The sequence below is a fragment of the Candidatus Brocadia sinica JPN1 genome, assembly GCF_000949635.1.
Lineage (GTDB): Bacteria > Planctomycetota > Brocadiia > Brocadiales > Brocadiaceae > Brocadia > Brocadia sinica.
Map to the genome: position 1 here is coordinate 3771867 of NZ_BAFN01000001.1, position 14157 is coordinate 3786023.

Consider the following 14157-nt stretch of genomic DNA (forward strand, 5'->3'; position numbering starts at 1 on the left):
TTACTCTCCTTATATTTCTGTATCAATTAAAACCATAGGCATCTCATGCTCTTGGATTTTTCCCGTATGGTGGTATACAGAGTATTGAAATGCAGAGGGGCAAAATATTTTTATAATGTCTTCAGTAATATCAAGTGAATAGTGAGTGAGGGTCGTATTGGTCTGGTTTACCTGCTGTAATTGTTTCATTGACAGTGTTAATTTGTTTAGCAGGCTGCCGACTCTCTCCCTGTGCAAATTGTCCATATTATTCATCAAAGATCTCATGGTAACATTTTTCCTCTGCGCATGGTTTTCTTTACAATAGCTGTTTATGATGTTTTGTCTTTTTTCTTCAAGGAGCTGGGCGATTTCGGTTTGGTTCTTCTCCTGATAAAGAAGCATTTCCAGTTCTTCAATATTTCCCGATATCAGGCAACACTGTTTTGTTTTTGCAGTTTCAAGCAGTTCATCGTAAATGATAGATAACCGGTCAATCGTTTCAGTTAATTTGTCTAACAAGGTATTCATGATGGATTAACTCCATTATTGTCTTTTTCATTTTTCCTGTGAACTAACTCTCCTTCAAATGCTCTTTTTAAATCAAAAGTGTTGTTATTATCCTTTAACAGGGGATGTTCGCTAAGCGGTTTTTCAGCCAGTTCTTTATCACGCAGCAGTTGTTCATAAATCACCGATGCAACTCCAAAGCCTCCCTTGGAAACAATATCTTGTGAAAGGGCGGTGTGCATGATTTCGGTGTAGGTTTCCATTCCAGCGGTGTTTTCTTCGAATAAGTCCGATTTTGGTATTGTTTTCCACATGGCATCAATGACAAAATTGACGAGGATTGATTCGAAATCCTGCGATGCCTTCTTAAGGGAAAGCGCATCAGTATTTTTACCCTTCTGCTGACTGAGATTTTTCACTGTTTCAGCCGAAGAAGGTTGGGAAATGAGCAAAGGGTTTATTGCTGAATAATTTTCCATGGATAACTCCATTCTTAAGAAAAGTAATTCAAAAATTTAATATTATAAAAAGAAGTTTTTACATAATTATAAGTTCAGCATGAAGGGCGCCCGCTCTTTTAATTGCCTGGAATATAGAGATCAAATCCCTTGGTGTTACTCCTAACACATTAAGAGCCCGTGCGACGTCAGATATCGTTACCCCCTCCTGAATTACGTTTAATTTCTTCTCCTCTTCGGTCACTTGAATATCTGTTCTGGGCACTACAGCTGTTTGACCGGATGATAATGCGCCAGGTTGTGAAACCTCAGGTCTTTCATTGATGGTAATACTTAAATTTCCATGCGCAATGGCTATCGTCGATATTCGAACATTTTCACCGGCAACGATTGTTCCCGTGCGTTCGTTGATAATGACCCTGGCAATACTGTCCGGTTTAACGTACAACTCTTCGATATTTGCCACAAATCGTATAATGGAATCCTCTGATTGGAAATCTTTCGGGGGTATAATATCCACGACTGCTGCGTCTATTGCTCTTGCTGCATTTGGATAGAGATTATTAATTACTTCCACCAAACGATTTGCTGTTGTAAAATCAGGGTCACGTAAGACAACGCTTAGCGATTTGCCGTATAAAATAGAAGATTGGATCTCTTTTTCAACGATGGCGCCATTTGAGATGTATGCAGTTGTAGATATATTTTTGCGGAGAGATTGAGCTTGCCCTTCCACGTTATAACCGCCAATGGATAAAGGTCCCTGTGCTACTGCATATACTTCATTGTCAGCGCCTTGTAAAGCAGTCTGAAGTAAGACGCCCCCTTCGAGGCTTTTTGCATCTCCAAGAGAAGAAACGACAACGTCGAGTTTGTCGCCTGGTCTTGCAAAGGCCGGAATGTTGACAGTGACCATAACTGCCGCAATGTTTTTTGACAGGAAATCTGATTCAGATATTAACACTCCGAGCTTTTCAAAAATATTTACGGCCAGTTGTCTTGTAACCCTGAATATCTGGCTGTCTCCGCTTCCCTGCAGTCCTATGACAAGGCCGTATCCATAAAGCTGGTTATCACGAACGCCCTGAACGTAGGCAATGTCTTTCATACGGACAGCCGCTTGAGTAAATTTGCAAAGCGATGTCATAAACAAAGGGACTGCAATAATAAAGATTATTGCTCGGTATTTAAAAACAGAATTCATGATGGATATTTTCTCTTAAATATGTTCTTTTGCTAAAAAGGACATTAAATTATGTTGCCTTTGGCAACGACTTCCAACTGCTTGTTCCCAAACTCTGTTTAGGAACGAGCCGGAAATTTGTTCAGCCAGGCATAGGGGGTTATTACTAAGGTTAAAGTAATGATTAGAATGGCCACATGGCTTCATAGATTCGATTCCACCATCCTCGTTTTCCGGCGCGTGTTAAAAATCCTTTGCCTTCAAGTGTTATATTGGCATTTGCGATTGAGGATGATTGAATCACATTGTCTATGCTGATATCAATAGGCCTTACTATTCCGGATACCTTGATGTTATATTTTTCACCATTAATATTGACATCACGATTTCCTTCAATAATCAAATTCCCATTGGCCAGTATTTCCGTAACAACAGCTGTAAGCTCTAAACTAATATTACGGTTGCTCTCATATGCCCCTTTACCATTAAAACTATGATTTGTATCGGCTGAAAAATTTGGTAAATAGCCGCTCGTGTCTCCTAATGGCTTTGTAAAAAAATTTGTAGTATCTACGTTGACACTATGGCTTTTCTTATTTTCCGCACTGGAATCTTCTACTCCTGTAATTTCTGTCGATTCATTGATTTGTACCGTTACAATGTCTCCTATCCCCCTGGCCCTGTTGTCATTGAACAGATTTGTGTTTAGCGTCACTCGTTTTTTCCAGATCGATTCAGCCTGAAGGTTGGTGCTTACGATTAACAGCGCCAGGCTTGTAAAAAGGCATGCTATAGTCTTCCGTTGCAAGAACAAATTTTTTTTGACAAACATTTTTATCTTTTCGCGCAAGAGAGGGGACGCGGAGGAAATAATATGATTGTGACTGTACTGAGTTGTGGCTTTGCTTTTCATAGTTCTTCCTTAAAAGACGACCTTAACCGAGGCCGAATCCTCTACCCTGCCGTATAATTCCTTATTCGAATCAATGTTCTTTATTCTGATGATTTTTCCCAAATAGCCGTCCTCCTTTGCTATACCTTTTGTTACAACATGGAGATTTCCTGCTTGAACAAAAATTTTGATAAAATCACCCTTTTTTATGGCAGGGGGGTTGTCTACAATTTCTGCGGTAATTGGTGTATTTGGTAAGATAGGACGTATGACGCGTTTTCCTATGAGATCTTCTGCATTGTTAAACGTTAATCCTGCAAGCTTTGTAGTTTCCATCCTTTTAATCGTAAGGGTATCCATACTGAGAATGTCGTTTCTGTCTATTTTCCTGTTGGAAGTAACAATATCTTCGTATACACGTATGTTGAAGAATACCGGTATCTTCAGATATTGTTTATCGTTAACAAATATATGAACGATAAGTTGTACGTTACCTCTATCTTTCGTAGCATCAATTTGTGATGCCGCCAAACGGATAGTCCCTTCATTTGCAGGTAATAATTTATCCCTGGGAGGCCTGTCAGATTCAATGATTATTTCACGCTCAGGCTGGAATAATTTAGACTGAAGATATTCCTTTGCTTTCTTTAGAATATATTCTCCCGAAATGGTTATTGATTCAACAGAGATCAACGAAGAAGTTGTGCTGCCGTAAGTGATATCGCTCAGATTAATACCTTCGTCCATGAGACGTGCATTGATGGTATCCCGTTCAATTTTCCTGACGTTGCCAGGCCAGGGGGTGTTTCCGATGAGAATATCGCTGACTCTTTCTGAAAGGGATGGATCATTGCATGAAACGCATGCAATATCTCCCAGGGTAATTTGTTTTTCAGGCAAGATTACCTTGTCCTTGATTTCGATGGTAATTCTTTCACCAATTGCAGTATGGAAGGTGAAGAGGATTATTATGGGTAAAGGTATTAAAAAGTTTAGTTTCATAAGAAATCTCAGCCATCTCTGAAAATGCTTTTGCAAGTTTTTACCTCACTTCATCGCCTTCCTTAGAGGAGAAGGGGAGAAAGAGGGGATGAAGTGAGGTTTTGCAGCGTTATGCCATATTGTTAATGGTTGACAACATCTCATCACTGGCTTTTATTGCCCTGGAATTGATCTCGTACGCACGCTGGGCTGTGATAAGATTAACAAGCTCCGTGACCGTTTCAACATTGGAATTTTCAAGGGCTCCCTGGTAGATTTCACCTGTTCCTTGTTCACCAGGCACTGAGACTATTGGGGCGCCTGATGCGACTGTTTCTGCGTACATATTCCTTCCGAGACTGTCTAAACCTGCCGGGTTAGGAAAATTTGCAAGCATAATTTGTCCCACATTCTGAAGGGTGCTATCGGAGCCTTTTATAAATACTGTTCCATCCGTTCCAATTGAAATTTCTTTGGCATCCTGGATGGTAATACTTGGTGTCAATGGCAAACCCTCAGCAGTGACAATCTCGCCCTTGCTATTTAATTCAAATGCGCCATCCCTTGTATATGCAATAGTACCGTCCGGCCGGCTTATTTGAAAGAAACCGTTTCCTTCAATGGCAAGGTCCAGGGATCGGTTGGTAGCCTGTTGATTCCCCTGGGAAAATACCTTGGAGGTAGAAATGGGTCTTACGCCACCGCCTAGCTGGATACCTGAAGGTATCTCAAAACCTTGTGCAGATTCAGAACCAGCGATATACTTCTTTTCATAGAGAAGGTCCTGGAAATTGACCTGACTTCTTTTGAATCCCGTAGTGTTTATGTTTGCTAAATTATTTGAGACATTATCTAAAAATAGCTGTTGAGCCTTCATGCCTGTGGCGGCAGTATATAACGCCCTTATCATAACAACCTCCTTTTAACGGGTATATGAGTACATGGGTTATGGGTTATTTTTCAAATATTTAATAAAGTTTAATGTCATTTTTCTCAATATTTCAATATCACCAAATAAGTTCACGTCCTTATTCACCCATTTACCCATCCACCATTAGGTTGCAAGTTTAATGAGTTTTTTTAGCGTATCGTCGATGGAGTTGGTGACCTTATAACCAGATTGATAGCCCCTCATATTAGCAATCATATTGACCATCTCATCTACCACATTTACGTTTGATTGTTCCAGGTAACGATGGGCTATTGTAAAATCGGTTGAGACTTCCGGTTCTTGTGCGGTATCAGATAATGTATAGGCACAACACCCTGTGGGTTTGAGAGTAGTTAGGTCAGAAACAGTAACAACTCTAATCTTCCCGATTTCTTTGCCGTCTGCAGAAATACTTCCATTTTCTTTGACGGTAATGCTTTTTGCATTTTGAGGGACTTGAATTTCGCCGCCGTGGCCCATTAGATACCATCCTTCAGGCGTGATAATCTTCATGTCACGTGATAACATAAATTGTCCTTTTCTTGTGTAACGAATTCCAGCCTCCGTGTTGACGGTAAAAAATCCACCTCCTTTTATAGAAAGATCAAGGTCGTTGCCGGTATATTCCAAAGTGCCCTGTGAAAAGTCTGTGGCAACGGTACCTAAACTGCTTCCAATACCACGATTGGCATTTTGATCATTAGTTTGTGCATCAGAGATATAGGACTGAAAGACAGCGATATTTTTTTTATACCCAGCGGTGTTGATATTAGACAAATTCCGTGCGATAACTGCCTGATAGTCTCCCTGACTCACCATACTTGACGCGCCTGTATATAGTCCTACAATCATGGATATCTTCTCCGTATTTTCTATCACATAAAAAATTTAAAATCTTTGTACATCAAAAAGCAATCTTGATACCAAAACCATGAATAAAAAATTTTATCAACTTCATTAGTCGTAAGATATTTTACAACAACGTATTTTGACGGGCATAGAGAAGGTTTTTCGATAGAATACTTTAAGGATCTTCCAGAATGGTTGAGTAAATGTTTCCTGGGGGATTGAATAAATTTTCCCATTCATAAACAAGGGTGTTTAAAAAATTTACATCATGATGTTAAAGATGTAGCGGTTCAGTTACGAATTTACATGAATAGCTACGAATAAGAGGATAGATTTTGAGGAATTTCAAAGCTGTGGTTGTAGAGCGACGAGACTCGTCGCTCTACATTGAGAAAGTAGTCGAAGACCTAATACATTATATTTTGTTATCTCTTCAGGTTGACAACCTCAGCCAGTATTTCATCAGCAGTGGTGATGACCTTTGTGTTAAGCTGAAAGCCCCTCTGCGCCGTAATCAGTGAGGTCAATTCTGTGGCCATGTCCACATTGGATCCTTCCAGATAACCGCTTGAAATAGAACCTGCACGGCCTGAATTAGCGTTAACATAAATGGGCTCGCCGGATATTGAGGTTTGTTCATATAAGTTGTCTCCTATCTTGTTCAAACCGTTGAGGTTGTTAAATAAGGCAAGCTTCAGTGTCGCAATAGTTTGTGTTTTACCATTGGTATACAATGACTTTATGGTACCATCTGAATTGATGGACACGGAATCAAATGTTCCATACTCGTAACCATCCTGTTTTGTGACAGCGGCGCTTGATTCGCCGCCATTTTGTGTAAGGCCATCGTTTTCCCCTGATGTGCCAAGATCGAAAATTACAGACTGTGTGCTACTGATGCCATTGAAATTAAATTGGAGCGTTGTGTCACCGCTTGTGCTGAATGTACCATCGTCATTGAATGTAATACCCGTTATCGTATTATCACTACTTGCAAATGTGCCATCTACACTATCCATGGAGGCGGTAAGGTCCCATTCGTTGTCCATTTGTTTTGTGAATCTGAGAGTAATCGCATGTCTGGTCCCCTGAGAATCAAAAATATCCACAGAAGTTGTATACGTGGAGCCACCGAAGGTGTGATCCGTCCATGTTGTTGCACCGGTATTGGAGCCGCCATCTGCAAGGGTGAGCGATAATTCGTCACTTCCGGCAGTATCTGCTTTGAGGACGATCTTTCCCGATGAATCTAAACTGGCGGTTGCATCACCAGAGAATGCCGTATTTATTGCGTCTATAAGTTCCTGAACCGTATCACTAGCCGCATACGTATAAGTTGCAGAAACGGCAGTCCCATCCGATTTTGTTCCCGTAATGAGAATGGTGTCTCCGGCAATGTAATCTGTAGTGTTAGAGTCCAGGTCGTTTAATTCGGTTGCCGTAGTTGCCGCTGTGCTACTTTCGGTAAGGGCGCTGGACATTATCAATACCTCGGCTGTGGAGCTTAATGCCGATGCATCAAGATTGCCGGTAATGTATGCCTTTGATGTAGCCTTACCGGAAACGGTTGAATCATAAGGTATGGAGATTTCTTTACCGTTTGTATCTAATACCTTATAGCCTGTATTTGAATCAACGAGATAATTGTCTTCATCAGTAGAAAATGCTCCTACCCTTGTAAAAAAATCCTTGCTGCCTCCGTTAACGACAAAAAATCCCTCTCCCTGTATGGCGAGGTCAAATACGTTATTGGTGCTTTCTAATGTTCCCTGACTGAAGTTTGATGTAATGCTGGCGAATTTTACACCCTTTCCTACTTGCATCGGGTTACCGTTAGTTCCAATTGCTATAGTTTGACTTAGCAGGTCAGAAAATAATAACCTTGAGGATTTGTATCCGTAAGTATTGATATTTGCCAGGTTATTTCCTATGATGTCCAACATGTTTTGATGTGCACGAATACCTGACACGCCTGAATATAATGCACCGCCGAGACCCATAATGTCGCTCCTTTCAGTTATTTTTTATCAAGTGATTTAGATTGAATGCTTGATAATGTTGATGTTTTTGTTATTGACGCCTCACTGACTTCTATGAGATTCGAGATGGAGACAGATTCTCCATTAACAATGAAAGACACCGTTCCGTCTTTTTCAAGTTTTACACCTTCTACGACACCCGTTTGTGTTTCATTGCTGTTCCCTTTACTATCACTGCTGTATGTGATAGTTTTGCCAATAAACGTGCTGGCCATGGAGATTTGATCCAGCTGCAGTGATGCCGTATCGATACTGGTCAGACTTGAAAGATATCCTGTCTGCTGTTGTTCTTGTTCCAATGCACTGAATTGTGCTAATTGAGACATGAATTCAGAATTGTCAGTTGGGTCTAATGGATTTTGATGTTGCAATTGAGTTACAAAGAGCGTCAGAAAATTATCCATACTGATTTCTGAACTCAGGCTTGAAGTACTTGATGTGCCCATGTTTTGCCTCCTTAAATAATGTAGTCAACCATTAAATTAGACGTGTTTATACTGACTTCTGTTTTCAGGTTATTGCTTACATTTCTTTCATTATCGGATTGGCCTCCGTTTTGGTCTTCCTGTCTCTTTACCTGATAATGCGGGTCGTTTGATTCAGAATTTTCTGAAGATTTTTGTTTGTGTGCATCGTTATTTTGTATGTATACTTCTAATTTATGGATTTCCACGCCATTGGCTGCCACTGATTCTTTAAGGCGATGAGCATTGTTTTCTATGGCAGCCTTGACTTCTGCATTCTCCACAAAAATCTTTGCCTCGATTTCATCATTTTCTTCGGTAAAGTGGATTTTTACACTGCCCAGTTCTGGCGGGGTCAGGTGCAACTTGATTTCGGATCTATCGCCGTGGTTTATCAGGCTGATTTTTTGAAAGAGTTGGTCCATAATATTGTACGGAAGCTCTGCAGCTGCAGTGGGATTTCCATGAAAGGTGTTACTTACATGATCTTTGTGGCCTTCTAGGGAAGCTGTATTTTGTGAGAAGTTTAATGCGTTTGACGGTATGCCATCGGTTGTTGTTTGCGTATCCAGGGAAAAGCGATACCTGCTATGATTTTTTTGTATTGGTGTATCAAATGTCAAAGGGTAGGAAGCGCTTTGTTTCTGTGCAAAGTTGTCATTTAAGTTCCATTCCTCATTTGCTTGAAGAGTGCCTGGAAGGTCATGGTCAGAAGGTATCTTACTGATTATTGTTGAAAGGCCATTTTCTCTCTTTTTTTTTGTTCCATTGATTTGGCTGTTTATTTCAGGCATGGGAGTATTTAGCTTGTTTTCTGGAGAAACATTTTGAGCTAGTGATTTAAATACAGCAGGTAATTTCTTGATATGAAATGCATTATCTGAGTCTGCAAATTCTGTCTCTTGTATTACAACGGGGATGAATTGATCCAATTTTTGTAAATTCTTAAGATTTATGGATGCATTTAACCCAACATCTTCGATGTTCCGGTTTGTGTTTCTGTCAGTTAGATTTTGCATAATGGGCATTTCTGTTTTGAGCATAAAACCCGAACTATTTAGGTTAATGAGTGGATTGTTTTTTTGCATATCAATTTCCTGCAGTTTCCCTCCGAAAAAGGGGAATGGAGAGAAATTTTGAGGATTGATATCGGGGATGAAAGGATTGTGAATATTTGCATTCACATCAAACTTGACTGCGCCATCTTTCAAAGACGGATTTTGACTAAAATTTTGAAGAGCCGTTTCTGTGTGTTCAATAAATGTCCCTGGCAGAATATCTGCAGAAAGGATAGTGTCTAATATTTGTGTCCCTGAGGGATTCAGTTCAAATCCTTTTTCACCTTTCTTTGTTACAGAGGAGGAATCATCAGTTTCTCCTCCGAAAGGGCTGTGTATATCGGGATTTTTTGCGTTTCTTTGTGGGCTACCATTTACAAGTGTTTCATGGAACAAAGATGAGTTTATCTCATGAATATTCTCTTGTAATAGTTTCTTTGTACCCGATTCTGTGACGGGATGATTTGTCTTTTGTTGGTTAACTGCATCCCGGTCAGTGCGATTGATCATCTGTTGACCAAGTATTTCCTGGAATGGAATACTTTCAGGATGATTCTCAGCATCTTTTTCACCGATTTCTGATTGAACAGAATCTGTGTTCGCTACATAAGAACTGGAATTATTCGTAATTGGGCGAATTCCGGTAAACAAATTCCCGAATAAATCATTTTGGCTGGATAGTTCTATGGCTGTTTCTAACATAGTGATTTCCTCTTCATGAGAATCGTGATGGTTCAATAATTTTGATTTGTAATTGAGCAACGCATATGCCTGTTTATTATGACGGAGAGATGAAATTGATGATGAAGATTTGTCTAACTTTCAATATACTGGCTAGTTATAAATGTCAATAAAGGCGAAATATTTATTGAGAGAATGTTTTGCTGAGTTACCGGAGGCATGATTTCCGAATACTTTTTTCCTTGTGATGTGTAATGTTTTCCGTGTTCTAAATAAATTAAGCCTTTGGCGGTTTTTATAGCAGTAGGGGCAGGGCGCGCTTTGCCACTACAACATTAAAATTCCTATTCTGTTCGTTTCTCAATGGCGATTGCGGGTTGTGGGGTCAGTGTTGGAGTGTTTCTGTTATCTGATTAGCTACAAATTGAGAGTAGCGCCTCATAGAAAGCAAAATAAGTTTCCAGCCGTATAGGGCGTTTTTTTGATGTGTGCTCTCAAAGTAGTGCTTTACAAGTTCTGCAACCTCGTTTTCATTGCTGTCAAAAACGCCGTCAGCGCTCCAGACGACGTCTCCGGTGTCTGTGGAGATCATACCTACTTTGACACCAAGTAACATAGGTTCATAAGGACGATAGTGGGTTATATTTCCAAATACGATGGCATCTGCATCATAGTTCTTCCTCAAGGTCAAAAGGGTGGACAAATGAATACTGCCTTTATCCCATATCCCATGTTCAGCAATCAATGCAGTAGTGTTTTCTGGTGGTACAATGACCTCAAAACTCCCTATTTTTCGTAATTCTACTGCAAACGCCTCCGTTACCTCATCTATGATAGCTTCGCGGTCTACATTGTATTCGAATGGTAAAAGTAATACGCGACGTATAGGTATTTTTTTATATTCATCCGTTTTGTTATAATTAAGGCATGAAGAGTGATATTTCGGTGCACTTGAACAGCCCCCGACTACAAATAAGCATAGAATAAGGATACTCAGTGTGAATTTCATCAGATAACTCCATGTCCTTCAAAAAGAGATTCATTGGGGATTTTGTGGTTTTTGTTTCTTCTTTTCAACCAATTGTTCTATCTTCAGACCAATGAGTTCCTGTTTTGCCTTTGTTTCTTCAATTTGTGCCTTTGTTAATTCCAGGGTTAACTCCCTAATCTTTTTTTCATAGGGTTCTTGACTTTGTTCTAGTTGCTTACCTATTTTTTCGTTTTCTATAATAAGTTGCTGGGTGGCTTCTAATTGTTTTTTCAGTTCTTCTAGTTCTGTCTCAAATGCTGTTTTTATTGTCTTTTCGCTTTCCAGATCTCTTTCAAGTGTGGCAATCTTTTCCTGAGATAACGACAGGGCCTTCCTTGTTTGTTCAAATTGGTCGAGCAAAGAGGTCTTTTTATTTTCCTCACCGGTATCAATATTTACCGTTGCGCCGCTGGCTAAATAACCCTTGCTTTTCGGCGGTGATACGATTTCTCCTGAAAAACTATCAGTTGTACAAGGTTTTTTACTTTCTTTTTTCATAAAAGATTCGCAACCGAGCGTCATCAAAACAAATACAAAGAAAGGAATCAAAGGCACAATTTTTCCCATATCCCACCCTTTCCCCAGTGAATGTTTAAAATTACAACTTGTGATGTGGTGACACATTTTGGATTTATGAAAATACATCGCAATGTTTTTTTCGCTTAGGTATTTGCAAAATATCTACTTGTGCTTGTTTTGAACTGATTCAAAGCTGTTTTATATCAGATTTTATGAAGCAAACATTATACCACTCAAACGATTATAATTGAAGCTGTGTATGCATAGCGAGGAGGTTTTTAAAAGATCTGGTCGTTTGAATAATATTGTCATTGCAAATAATTGCAGAGCAGATTGCCACGCAGTACCCTCCGGCATGTAATATTTCACCAATATTATCAAGGTTGATGGCGCCTATAGCAACAAAGGGGATAGTAATCTCCCTTTTTACCTGTTTTAAATAATCGAGACCTACCGGAGGCTCAAAGCTCTTTGTTGTAGTCGAAAAGATAGGGCCAACGCCGATATAATCAGCGCCTTCTTGTTGAGCTTTTCGAGCCTGAACTATTGTATGAGTAGAGATGCCTAAAATTTTGTCAGAGCCAATGATTTTGCGTGCACGGTGAGTATCCATGTCGGACTGTCCGATATGCAACCCGTCTGCATCAACTTTTTTAGCGATTTCAGCACGGTCATTTACAATGAAAATAGTTTTCGACCGGTGGGTTACTTTTTTAAATTCCCTGGCTAGGATAAGGAATTCACTGTCAGACATCGTCTTTTCCCGTAATTGTACTGCATCTGCACCACCCTGAATAACATCCTCCAGTATTTCCAGCACGGGTTTTTTAGCAAGATTGGAACTTATTATAACGTATAATCTTACGCCTGAAAATTTTGTAAAAAGCCTTGTTTTATTATCTTTACCGTCGACAGTGGGCTCAACCATAAATGTATTGACACTCATTCAATGTTTGATATAATTTTTACTGTTATGTGTTTCCTACCAATAGATGTTATTCGACAAACCGAAACGAACCCTCGGCTCACAAAAGGGCGATAACAATATGACGCAAAAACGCGTGTCCAATCCAGGTTGCCCGTAAATGGAAATATTACCGATAAACCTTTGAGGAGAAACCCTGTGCTACAGGTTATTTTTGAGCCAGTCCTTTTTAAAGATAAGAATTTATATATTTTATTTTAATTTTTTATTAAAGTAAATACAAGTTTTAGAAATAGCTCATCAGGGTAACAACCAAAACTCCTCCTTTCATGAGAATGAAAATGAATGAAAATGAGTGAAAAACTTGTATCAGAAAAGAGATAGGTAGTAAAGAAATGTCGGATGTAAAAGAATACTGTGGGTTGTTTGGAATTTATGGGTGTGAAGATGCGGCAGAGAGGGTTTATTATGGTTTATATTCTTTGCAACATCGGGGGGAAGAAAGCGCCGGAATTGCCTCAACGGATGGGAAGGACATCATCTGTCATAAAGGAATGGGGCTTGTTAGTGAAGTAATAAAGCCGCCGATGCTCAAATCTTTAAAAAACCCAATTGCTATCGGACATGTGCGATATTCGACCATTGGTTCCAGCAATATAGGTAATGCACAACCCTTAGTGGTAGATTATTATAAGGGGAAAGTTGCCGTTGCCCATAACGGACAGCTGACCAATGCAAAAAGATTGCGCGAGGAATTTGAGGCCAACGGTTCGATATTCCATACCACCTCTGACACCGAAGTCATTGTGCATCTCATGGCAAAGCCTTTACACATGATGCAAAAAAATTTGTCTCTCCTACTGCAGCAATTACGAGGGTCCTTTTCATTATTGTTTTTGACTCCGGACGAGATGGTGGGGGTGCGTGACCCCCATGGTTTCAGACCATTGGCGTTGGGAAGGTTGAACGATGGCTATGTAATGGCCTCCGAAACCTGTGCCATGGACCAGGTGGGGGCAGAATATATTCGGGATATCAATCCGGGTGAGGCGGTTTATATTGATAAAGACGGGATTCGAAGCGAATATTATTGCTCCCAGAAATATATTAAACCTGCCTTTTGTGTATTTGAACTGGTATACTTTTCAAGACCCGACAGCAAAATCTATGGCGAAAGCGTGCACCTATTTCGCAAGAAATTGGGGGCCAAACTCGCCGAGGAATCACCTGTCGATGCCGATGTGGTTATTTCTGTTCCTGAAGGGGGGAATTCTGCAGCAATCGGATATTCTCATGCCTCAGGAATACCCTTTGATAGGGGGTTTATCCGTAACCATTACGTGGGTCGGACTTTTATTTTGCCTGAGCAGGACCGGCGACACCGCATCGTGGAGCTTAAACTAAATGCCTTAAAAGAAACGGTGGAAGGGAAACGGGTTATTGTTATCGATGACTCCATTGTAAGAGGGACGACGTCAAAGTCACGGTTTGGGTTATTGCGGAAGGCTGGAGCAAAGGAGATCCATGTCAGGATCAGTTGCCCGCCGCATCGGTATCCCTGTTATTACGGAATCGATTTCCAAAAAAAGGGGAACTTATTGCGGCTAATCGCACATCAGAAGAAATTCGACAATTTTTAAACGTCGAGAGTCTCAGTT

At 40.1% G+C, this 14157-nt stretch carries 14 protein-coding genes; 1 reads left to right on the forward strand and 13 read right to left on the reverse strand.

The window, feature by feature from the left end:
• Positions 1–9: 9 nt before the first annotated feature.
• The 13 genes from flgN to thiE all read right to left on the reverse strand — a co-directional run bounded on the left by flgN (position 10) and on the right by thiE (position 12502).
• Entirely contained in the window at positions 10–510 is a 501-nt protein-coding gene (gene flgN / locus BROSI_RS17275) for a flagellar export chaperone FlgN (protein WP_052565074.1), read from the reverse strand.
• A complete protein-coding gene (locus tag BROSI_RS17280) occupies positions 507–908 on the reverse strand; it encodes a rod-binding protein (RefSeq protein WP_162183250.1) in 402 nt (133 codons plus the stop codon). Before BROSI_RS17280 ends, flgN begins: the two co-directional genes overlap by 4 nt.
• 118 nt (positions 909–1026) lie before the next feature.
• The gene (locus BROSI_RS17285; RefSeq protein ID WP_052565078.1) at positions 1027–2151 is read right to left on the reverse strand and encodes a flagellar basal body P-ring protein FlgI; all 1125 of its coding nucleotides are present in this window, start codon (positions 2149–2151) and stop codon (positions 1027–1029) included.
• Positions 2152–2314: 163 nt separating this feature from the next.
• Positions 2315–3043 (reverse strand): flagellar basal body L-ring protein FlgH, encoded by a 729-nt coding sequence (locus BROSI_RS17290; protein WP_052565080.1) that lies wholly within the window; start codon positions 3041–3043, stop codon positions 2315–2317.
• Between the two features lie 9 nt (positions 3044–3052).
• On the reverse strand, positions 3053–4024 hold the full coding sequence (gene flgA, locus BROSI_RS17295) for a flagellar basal body P-ring formation chaperone FlgA (RefSeq protein ID WP_157842602.1): 972 nt from the start codon (positions 4022–4024) through the stop codon (positions 3053–3055).
• 109 nt (positions 4025–4133) lie between these two features.
• Complete coding sequence (gene flgG / locus BROSI_RS17300; RefSeq protein ID WP_052565084.1) at positions 4134–4913, reverse strand: flagellar basal-body rod protein FlgG; 780 nt, start codon at positions 4911–4913, stop codon at positions 4134–4136.
• A gap of 144 nt (positions 4914–5057) precedes the next feature.
• The gene (flgF, locus tag BROSI_RS19525) at positions 5058–5786 is read right to left on the reverse strand and encodes a flagellar basal-body rod protein FlgF (protein WP_052565086.1); all 729 of its coding nucleotides are present in this window, start codon (positions 5784–5786) and stop codon (positions 5058–5060) included.
• A 422-nt stretch (positions 5787–6208) separates the two neighbouring features.
• Positions 6209–7783: a flagellar hook protein FlgE gene (locus BROSI_RS17310; RefSeq protein WP_052565088.1), complete on the reverse strand. Its 1575-nt coding sequence runs from the start codon at positions 7781–7783 to the stop codon at positions 6209–6211.
• 17 nt (positions 7784–7800) lie between these two features.
• Positions 7801–8268: a flagellar hook assembly protein FlgD gene (locus BROSI_RS17315; protein WP_052565090.1), complete on the reverse strand. Its 468-nt coding sequence runs from the start codon at positions 8266–8268 to the stop codon at positions 7801–7803.
• 11 nt (positions 8269–8279) lie between these two features.
• On the reverse strand, positions 8280–10046 hold the full coding sequence (locus tag BROSI_RS17320) for a flagellar hook-length control protein FliK (RefSeq protein WP_052565092.1): 1767 nt from the start codon (positions 10044–10046) through the stop codon (positions 8280–8282).
• Between the two features lie 364 nt (positions 10047–10410).
• Positions 10411–11034 (reverse strand): hypothetical protein, encoded by a 624-nt coding sequence (locus tag BROSI_RS17325; protein WP_052565095.1) that lies wholly within the window; start codon positions 11032–11034, stop codon positions 10411–10413.
• 30 nt (positions 11035–11064) lie between these two features.
• On the reverse strand, positions 11065–11622 hold the full coding sequence (locus BROSI_RS17330) for a hypothetical protein (RefSeq protein ID WP_052565097.1): 558 nt from the start codon (positions 11620–11622) through the stop codon (positions 11065–11067).
• A gap of 193 nt (positions 11623–11815) precedes the next feature.
• On the reverse strand, positions 11816–12502 hold the full coding sequence (gene thiE / locus BROSI_RS17335) for a thiamine phosphate synthase (protein ID WP_082059410.1): 687 nt from the start codon (positions 12500–12502) through the stop codon (positions 11816–11818).
• A gap of 392 nt (positions 12503–12894) precedes the next feature.
• On the opposite strand from thiE, the gene purF reads away from it, so the two are divergent.
• Complete coding sequence (gene purF / locus BROSI_RS17340) at positions 12895–14139, forward strand: amidophosphoribosyltransferase (RefSeq protein ID WP_200891783.1); 1245 nt, start codon at positions 12895–12897, stop codon at positions 14137–14139.
• The last annotated feature ends 18 nt before the right edge of the window (positions 14140–14157 follow it).

Bases quoted from the DNA above. Each gene is read 5' to 3' on its own strand.
- flgN (WP_052565074.1), bottom strand. From the start codon at position 510: ATGAATACCTTGTTAGACAAATTAACTGAAACGATTGACCGGTTATCT.
- BROSI_RS17285 (WP_052565078.1), bottom strand. From the start codon at position 2,151: ATGAATTCTGTTTTTAAATACCGAGCAATAATCTTTATTATTGCAGTC.
- BROSI_RS17290 (WP_052565080.1), bottom strand. From the start codon at position 3,043: ATGAAAAGCAAAGCCACAACTCAGTACAGTCACAATCATATTATTTCC.
- flgA (WP_157842602.1), bottom strand. From the start codon at position 4,024: ATGAAACTAAACTTTTTAATACCTTTACCCATAATAATCCTCTTCACC.
- flgG (WP_052565084.1), bottom strand. From the start codon at position 4,913: ATGATAAGGGCGTTATATACTGCCGCCACAGGCATGAAGGCTCAACAG.
- flgF (WP_052565086.1), bottom strand. From the start codon at position 5,786: ATGATTGTAGGACTATATACAGGCGCGTCAAGTATGGTGAGTCAGGGA.
- BROSI_RS17310 (WP_052565088.1), bottom strand. From the start codon at position 7,783: ATGGGTCTCGGCGGTGCATTATATTCAGGCGTGTCAGGTATTCGTGCA.
- BROSI_RS17315 (WP_052565090.1), bottom strand. From the start codon at position 8,268: ATGGGCACATCAAGTACTTCAAGCCTGAGTTCAGAAATCAGTATGGAT.
- BROSI_RS17320 (WP_052565092.1), bottom strand. From the start codon at position 10,046: ATGTTAGAAACAGCCATAGAACTATCCAGCCAAAATGATTTATTCGGG.
- BROSI_RS17325 (WP_052565095.1), bottom strand. From the start codon at position 11,034: ATGAAATTCACACTGAGTATCCTTATTCTATGCTTATTTGTAGTCGGG.
- BROSI_RS17330 (WP_052565097.1), bottom strand. From the start codon at position 11,622: ATGGGAAAAATTGTGCCTTTGATTCCTTTCTTTGTATTTGTTTTGATG.
- thiE (WP_082059410.1), bottom strand. From the start codon at position 12,502: ATGGTTGAGCCCACTGTCGACGGTAAAGATAATAAAACAAGGCTTTTT.
- purF (WP_200891783.1), top strand. From the start codon at position 12,895: ATGTCGGATGTAAAAGAATACTGTGGGTTGTTTGGAATTTATGGGTGT.